Below are 7,907 nucleotides of genomic sequence, written 5' to 3'. Positions count from 1 at the left end.
CATTTCCTTCAAGGCCGGATTAAGTTCTTCGAGAACTTCGCCGGAAGGAAGACCCCAACTGGCATGCCACATTGCTTTATGTCCAGCAGCACAACGGCTACGAAAGATCTGTTCCGGAATAGTGTTACCAGTTACTAATCCGGTCATCCAATCACAATGTTCTACCCAAGCATAAGCAGCATCCTTTATAGCGACGTTTGTGTTGATAATATGTAAAACCTTTGACCATACCCATTCTGATGAATAAGTACCACCTTCATAAAGTAAATAATCAAGGTTACGTTTATTGATCAGTGCATTGATTTGCTCAGCTTCTCGAACAGCTGTATGATCTTTCCAAAGAATAAACATAGCATCCGGTTCTTCTGCAAACTCGGGACATAAAGCTAATGGCATTCCTGCCTTATCGGTTAAAGCAGGAGTACTACCAGTTGTGTCAAAACATAATCCACAAATAGAAGCAATCTCTTCTTCTTTCAAATCTGATAAGGCTATATGTACAGCCTCTATCATGGATTCAATATAATCCAATGGATGTTGGCGATAACGATTGTTGTGTGCATCGCAGTAAAGCCCCGCTTTCCAACGGGGGTAAAAACTTACCCCCGTAGCCATTTCACGGCCAGTATATGTATCCACTACCAGTGCACGACAAGAATCCGTACCAAAATCAAGACCAATAACGTATTTCTTGTTTGATTCCATACTCTAAAGCATTATTTGGTTGTTAACTCTTGTTTTCTTGCAATGAAAAGCCCATAATAGGCAATCACTGCAAAAGCAACGGCCGGTACAACATATGCAGCCATAATACTACCCGTCTGGTCGGAGACAATACCCTGAATTTGGGTCAGAACGGCAGCACCGGCAATAGCCATTACCATGAATGAACCTCCAATCTTAGTGTCATCCCCCAAACCTGTAAGACCAAAACCATAAATGGTCGGGAACATCAATGACATACAACCAGAAATGCCCATCAGGCAATAGACGCCGAAACTGCCCTTGCCAAACATGGCACCCAAACAACACATTACAGCAAGAAGCGCAACTCCTATCAAGAGTTTATAAGCTTTCACATATTTCATCATGGCAGTACATACGAATCTCATTACTACAAAGAGAATAAGTGACATGATATAGTAAGTAGCTGCAGCCTGTTCTGCTGTACGTGGCAGCAAATCATTCAATCCAAGCCATTCACAACAATTATAGAATGCGGCAGCTACCGGTTCCACTCCCCGTAATGCATTTACAACAGCATCTGCAGAAGCAGAATCTCCTAAAGAAGCCAATACACCGTCAAAATTCAGCTGTACCATAGCATAACGGATCACGAATGACCATACGGCTATCTGTGCACCAATATTGAAAAATTGTGCTATTACACCCCATACATAATTCTTATTCTTTATAAGACGACGAAGAGTGGCACCAAACTCTATTTTTTCACCTTTTTCACTAAGATTAGGCATTTTGGTAAGCCGAATAGCAAGTAAGAGCACCAACATCACCAGACCAAGTACCACATAAGCAGTAGTAACAGCATTCAATTCCTGCCCCTGGATGGCGGCCAGCTCCTCAGCCGGAAGTTGGGCACGCTCTGTCGCTGTCATTCCATTCAGTTGTGAGAGGATGAAAATCTGACTGATCACCACTCCCGTAATCGCTCCGAACGGATTGAAGGCCTGAGACAGATTCAAACGGCGTGTCGCGGTACTTTCAGGACCGATTGCCAATACATAAGAATTAGTAGACGTCTCCAGAACTGAAAGTCCGGCAAAGAGAACAAAGATTGCCAGCAGATACATAAAGAAGCTGAAATCAACATTCACTCCCGAGCTAAGCATGGCAGGATAGAACAGTAAAGCCCCAAATGCATATAGACCAAGCCCCAGCATCACGCCTGATTTATAAGTGTATTTCTTGATAAACAAGGCACCGGGAACAGCACAACATCCATATCCCAACAAATAGCACACTACCTGTATCCAAGCTGTTTTTGAATCACTCATACTCATGATGCGCTTGAAAGCTGCAAGCATAGTATCTGTCAGATTATTCGGCACAGCCCAGGCAAAGAAAAGAGTAGTGAGCAGAATGAATGGGAAGAGGATTCCTTTCGGTATTATTTTATTTGATTCCATACGAATTCTCCATTATATAGTTACCCTATTGAAACTTTGTTTTTATTACATTCAAATCTGCTCCAAATAAATCTTGCACGATAGGAACCAATTGTTCATCCTTACCTTGTACATGAATCACCTTTTGCGTATGGACCAATGAGGCACCGGGAGCCAGCTCCGCACCAGGAGAAGACGTTTCAATTTCATAGAAAGGTCCCATTATAGAACCGTCTTCTACCGGACCGTCATTATAAGAGTTGATTACATCGCCGGCAAACGGATCTTCCTGAGGTCCCCATTGGCCATTTACGTAGACTGAAGGAGTTTCGGGAAGACTACACCACAGGATTGTGAGTACGCCTTTCGATGAATCATAACTTCCGCAAATATCCGTTGCCCGTGAAGCCGGCAATCCCAGCTTGGAACGATAGAGCCCGTCAATCTTGAAATAGATAATACCATTTTCCTTTATCAGCCTATCCGCCGGTATCTTACCGAAATATTCATCATTCACAATTGTTCCTTCCGCATCTTGCTTATAAGGAATGAATACAGTAGTGGTCGGTGTAGGATTAAAACAGCCGAGCATCCACACAGATACAAGACCACCCTCTTTTGTCCATGCCTTGTCACCTGTATTGGTAATCTTATTCTCACTCTTGTAAGCTACAATTTTCATATCATTTGTAAGCTGGATATTAAAATCGGCAGCCACTTCACCAGCATCCATCAACGATACAGTACGGTCAATATTCATATCAAAAGTAGTACCGGAAGCATTTGTCAAACGAGTATCTTTCACAAAACGGATACTACTGTTGTCTTGCGACTTTATGTCAAAAGCTTCAGTATCAAGTACCGGAGGAACTATCCAATTATCATAAACCTGCTCTTGTCCTTCCTTAAAATAAAGTGAGAACGGACCACCTTCCGGACCAAGCCAGAAGCGTTCCTCACCTCCTACCGGATTAAATTGAGAACTGACTTTGCCTTCATTTATGAAACGATAATTAATCCAGCCGTAACTATCACCTTCATCGCCGGAAGCAGAAGTAGTCATTACACGGCCTTGCCATGCAGGAATAACCATCACTTTAGAATTCCCATCAGCAGATACCAATTCAGTATATTCAATGCCGTGGTCCTTTAAGAACTGGGCATCATAAGCATAACTTCCCATCTTGATTTCTTTTTGTCCGCCGCATGATACAAGTATTGCAGTTGCACCTACCAGCAGAGTGTTTTTCAGTTTGGTTGATTTCAACATAACGCCTGTTTCCTTTATTTATAGAGAGGTCCATAATTCTTGCAAGCTCTATAGTCACTGCCTTCCATATCCTCGCCAAAAGCGGTCCATGCACTGGGACGGAAAATATTTTCCTCAGAAACATTGTGCATGCATACCGGGATACGAAGCATGGAAGCCAGAGTAATCAAGTCAGCACCGATATGACCATAACTGATAGCGCCATGATTAGCCCCCCAGTTATTCATAACAGTATATACATCACGGAAATACCCCTTACCTGTCAGACGTGGAGCGAAGAAAGTGGAAGGCCATGTACGGTCAGTACGTTCATTGATAGCCTTGAAAACATCCTTATCCAAATTTACTGTCCAGCCTTCGGCAATCTGCAATACCGGACCTTGACCTTTTACGAGATTCAAACGGCACATTGTTACCGGCATTTCACCACGAGTCAGGAACTGGGAAGAATAACCACCGCCACGCATATATTCGCGACTGGCCGGATGCCACTTGGTTACAGAAAGACAAGCTTCCACTTCCTCTTCCGTAATTTCCCAGAAAGGCTTCATTACCGGTTTATTGTCACGTGTCTGACAGCCTGTTCCATCAAGCGTACAAGAACCGGAGTTGATCAGGTGAATGAAACCGTTTGCCGCCTTACCTTCCAATTTCTTACCCGTTACCCGTTCTATGGCATTCGGACTCCAATAAGTACGCACATCCGCAAATATCTGTGCAGTATTGGTCAATAGATGATTGAAGAGCATTGAAGTACAATTCAGCGTATCATTTTCCGTAGCGAAAGTAAACGCTTCACGGATACCGTTCCAATCGAAAGAAGTATTCAGTATAGCTTCTGAAAAATCACCGTCAGGCTTATAATCCGTCCACTGGCGCTGTCCCTGGAAACCCGCAGCAATCGCATTGTGTCCCATTGACTCTTCCTTGAACCCCATTTCAGCCAATTTGGGATTGCCAATCATCATATCACGGAAAATAAGAGTCATTTTTACCACGTATTCCCAACGGGCATCTTTCTCTTCACGGGAATATACCAGATGTTCCGGATTAAAGTCTGTCCCTTCATTACTCTTGCAATACTTTTCTGTCCATGCCATGGCACGTGCGAACTCTTCATGGTCATAAATGCCCAACTGGACACGACGTTCTATCTCACTGGCATCCACATACTCATTACGCATGCCCAAATACTCTTGGAAGAAATCAGGATTGGGAATAGAGCCTGCAATGCCCATGGATACACTGCCGATTGAAAGATAGGATTTCCCCTTCATTGTAGCCACAGCTATACCTGCACGGGCAAAACGCAACAATTTTTCCTGTACATCTTCCGGTATCTCCATATTGGTCACCTCCTGTACATCACGTCCGTAAATGCCAAAAGTAGGCAATCCCTTCTGTGTATGGCTTGCCAATGCTGAAGCCAGGTAAACCGCACCCGGACGTTCTGTACCATTAAAGCCCCAGATGGCTTTTGGCATTTCTCCGTCCATATCAATAGTTTCGAATCCATAACACCAGCAAGGAGTTACAGAAAGTACAACACCGACTCCACTATTACGGAATTTTTCAGCCGCCATGGCAGCTTCAGCCACTCCACCAATAGTTGTATCTGCAATGACGCACTCTACGGAAGTGCCGTCACTATGACGTAAGACAGAAGAATAAAGCTCGGCCACTTTATGGGCCATGGCCATAGTCATATCCTCCAATGACTCACGGATACCTCCACGACGACCGTCAATAATAGGTCTGATACCAATTTTCGGCTTTCCACCGATTAATCTTGAATTTCTCATGGTTCAACTGATTTTATTGAGATTAATATAAAAATTAACTAAATCGATTAAGCTATCATGTAAAAAAAACAGCTCTCCTAAGGAGCCATTTCAATAAATTCTCCCTCGGCAAGCACAGACTGCACTGTATTACCGTTAATAATGATATCTATCAGTATTTCAAGTGCTTTCTGTACTAAAACATCTATAGGCTGCTGAATATAGGATATAGGGGCATCAAAAAAGTCAAATACCGGATTACCGTCAAAACCCACTAAACCTATTTTACCAATAATTCCCTCTCCCATGTCCTTTATTGTATATAAACAAGCCAATGAAATCATGTTGGTGGCAAAAAGAAAAGCGTCTACACCGCCATCAATCATTTTAGGCAACAAACGGTCTGCGGACTTTCTGGGAGCATCCTGCCTCAAAAAGACCACGTTAGCCAAGTTTCTCTTACCGGCTTCATCCATAGCCTTTTTATAACCACGGATACGCTCTTTCATATGGATAAGGTTGACATCATAAGCCACCATACAAGGAGCGTTATAGCCTGCATTCAAAAGATGTTTGGTTGATATATAGGAAGCATTGAAGTTATTCAACGCCACATAGCTGACATTGATTTCCGGAAAATAGCGGTCGAACAAAACAATAGGGATATTATTGTTCACAAGTGAAGCGATGGATTTCTCAGAATTGTCACAAGGAACAATGATGAGTCCATCTACCCCTTTATTAATAAGGTTACTAACAACACGGGTCATCTTATCCTTATCCTCATCTGAACTTCCAAAAAGTACGGTATATCCCCGTTTGGTTGCCTCATCTTCCAATACACGCGCTAATTGAGAAAAAAATGGGTTGGAAATATCAGAAACCACTAATCCTATTGTTTTTGTTTTGCCACTACGAAGACTTTTGGCCGCAAGATTAGGCTGGTAGTTCATTTCATTGGCAATTTTCAATATGCGTTGGGCAGTTTCTTCTCCCACGCGATACTCTTTCTTTTTCCCATTCAAAACGAACGAAACCAATGCTGTTGAAACGCCTGCAGCTTCAGCAATATCCTTCAGCGATATTTTTTTTAGTGACGACATATATTTGTGTAACGTTTTTGCTATATAATAGTATTATACTTTTAGGTTACCTCTTGAATCAGTAGCACTTATCGTATTCTCACGATGCAAATATAAACATAAAAATTAAATCTGCAAATTATTTTGCTAATTCGTTATAACATTTTTATATTTGCAGTACCAAATCATGCTAAAAACGATATGAACTACCATAAACGACACATAAAAATTAATTTTAAACTTTTAAAATCATGAAAACCAAGATTCTATTTACACTTTTATTCTTTGCATGCAGAATACACTACCTTTATGGACAGACTAACCTACAAATAGCTCCGGAAACTTTAGCAACTCCGGAAAAAAATGGAATATGGTTACAACCTGCTCAAAATACAAAAGCACAACCCATTTGGGGATTTGCAAATGGTATCCGAATAGGAATTGCTCCATTAGGAGGTCCACGTGGGCTAATTCGTATCTATACACCTTATTTAGAACATGATGAATTTGTTGTTACCAATTTCATTGCTTTTGAACCAATTGATAAAGCAAAAAATAATAGGGGGCTCTCAGAATTGGAATGGAGTCAACTTGATAATGTTCGTGGAAAACGTTTTTGGAGTGGGAATACTCCTGAAGCTCCCTCATTCCCAAATCAATATTATCCAGCTCACGGAGTAATAGCAAAGGAAAATGGAGTTGAAACACTTACTGTGTATTTCTTTTGTGAAACTTTTGATAATGGTGCGGATATCTATGTCCGGACTAAATTCACAGAAGGAAAGCCTTATGAGTTTGAATTAACTACGTATACCACGGAAGAGTCAGATGAGCTAAATCGTTTTATACTCACAGCTACTATGGGAAACAAAGCAAGACTTAGGACATTACATCTCGCAGATGGTAAAACGAAAGAAGCCGGCCAATTATGGCCGAGCTATAAAGATTCTAATTTCACAGAACATAACCATACTCCAGTGGCAGAAATGATAAAAGATAAAAATGGAGGTGTATGGTTTATAGCGTCACCTGATGAGAAAGACCCTACAAAAGCTGTATATGCTGAAGATACACATACACATTGGAAATATACTGGTAAAAAAGCAACGCAATATTGGTATTGTTCCAATCCAAGTAATGAGTTAGAAGGAGTTGTGAATGGTCGTTATACTTATTGGGCAAGTAAATCTCCGATACCTGGTGGTATCGCTTATGAGAACTTTGAACTGACTGAACCATTTCAGTCTGGTCAAAGCTATATTTTTGGTATCACACCTCTTTCACCGGAAGAATTAATAAACCACATTATGAAATAAGAACGGACTACTTTTTGGGTAGAACTTCTTTTCCTCCTTATTTATCCCCTCTTTTGTTCTTAATTTATAGAACAGAAAAGGATAAAAGGTGGATAAAAATAAGAAAAGGATAAATTACAAAACTTACTAAATAGCTTATTACTCTAATGAGAGCAGCAGAAAATAGATACTCTATTTCTACTGTTCTCATTTTTTATATATATACAACTTTTCATAGTATAAAATCTCAAAACAATCTTTTAAAGTCAACTTAAGAGATACTTCTTAACTATTGTTGGGGTCTTCCTTCCGGCGAAGTTCTCGAAGAACTTAATCCGGCCTTGAAGGAAATG

At 41.1% G+C, this 7,907-nt stretch carries 5 protein-coding genes and 1 pseudogene; 1 reads left to right on the top strand and 5 read right to left on the bottom strand.

All coding sequences use genetic code 11. From position 1 onward, the window contains the following. The 5 genes and pseudogenes from DXD65_RS20460 to DXD65_RS20440 all read right to left on the bottom strand — a co-directional run. Nucleotides 1-705: pseudogene (locus tag DXD65_RS20460) on the bottom strand (ribulokinase); the annotation flags it as partial. An 11-nt stretch (nucleotides 706-716) separates the two neighbouring features. Next, nucleotides 717-2,147, bottom strand: coding sequence for an L-fucose:H+ symporter permease (gene fucP, locus DXD65_RS20455; RefSeq protein ID WP_117887903.1), 1,431 nt, complete (start codon nucleotides 2,145-2,147; stop codon nucleotides 717-719). A 25-nt stretch (nucleotides 2,148-2,172) separates the two neighbouring features. After that, nucleotides 2,173-3,396, bottom strand: a complete 1,224-nt coding sequence (locus DXD65_RS20450; protein WP_005824682.1) for a DUF6786 family protein — start codon at nucleotides 3,394-3,396, stop codon at nucleotides 2,173-2,175. A gap of 14 nt (nucleotides 3,397-3,410) precedes the next feature. Then, nucleotides 3,411-5,198, bottom strand: a complete 1,788-nt coding sequence (locus DXD65_RS20445; protein WP_005824683.1) for an L-fucose isomerase — start codon at nucleotides 5,196-5,198, stop codon at nucleotides 3,411-3,413. 77 nt (nucleotides 5,199-5,275) lie between these two features. Further along, nucleotides 5,276-6,280 carry a LacI family DNA-binding transcriptional regulator gene (locus tag DXD65_RS20440; protein ID WP_005824684.1) on the bottom strand — a complete coding sequence of 335 codons (1,005 nt, stop codon included), beginning with the start codon at nucleotides 6,278-6,280 and terminating at the stop codon, nucleotides 5,276-5,278. 230 nt (nucleotides 6,281-6,510) lie between these two features. Here DXD65_RS20440 and DXD65_RS20435 point away from each other — a divergent pair, with 230 nt between their 5' ends. Continuing rightward, entirely contained in the window at nucleotides 6,511-7,575 is a 1,065-nt protein-coding gene (locus DXD65_RS20435) for a hypothetical protein (protein ID WP_005824685.1), read from the top strand. Nucleotides 7,576-7,907 lie beyond the last annotated feature (332 nt).

Origin of the sequence: Bacteroides sp. 4_1_36, from assembly GCF_003466325.1 — a bacterium.
In the GTDB taxonomy this organism is placed as follows: domain Bacteria; phylum Bacteroidota; class Bacteroidia; order Bacteroidales; family Bacteroidaceae; genus Bacteroides; species Bacteroides uniformis.
Note: the sequence above shows the minus strand (reverse complement) of the source record. Positions and strands in the feature narration are given on the sequence as shown.